The organism is Halobacillus sp. A5 (assembly GCF_024189315.1).
GTDB lineage: Bacteria > Bacillota > Bacilli > Bacillales > Halobacillaceae > Halobacillus_A.
In genome coordinates this window covers 1-255 of the sequence record NZ_JAIZEO010000019.1, presented here as the reverse complement: position 1 = coordinate 255, position 255 = coordinate 1, and the positions used below count along the sequence as shown (strand labels likewise).

Here is a 255-nt window from a genome sequence, read left to right as displayed (position 1 = left end):
CCAATTTCCCTTGTCCATCTGCTGTCTCAAGGGACGTAACGAGTTCCTGAGCTGTCATAAAATACGTTTTCAATCCTTTGCTTATGGCTTCTAGAGCGATTGAAACCGCAAGGTGTGTTTTCCCAACGCCAGGCGGACCTAGGAAAATAAGATTCTGACTTTGTTCGATGAAACTGAGACTCATATATTCTTCGATGTCCCTTCGGGTCACACCACTAATACGATCAAAGTCAAACGTATCCAACGTCTTTTTGA

1 protein-coding gene is annotated in these 255 nt (G+C 43.5%); it reads right to left on the bottom strand.

The window, feature by feature from the left end:
* Positions 1-255, bottom strand: a 255-nt coding sequence (locus tag LF822_RS22760) for an ATP-binding protein (protein ID WP_253926388.1), incomplete at both ends; no start/stop codon positions are given.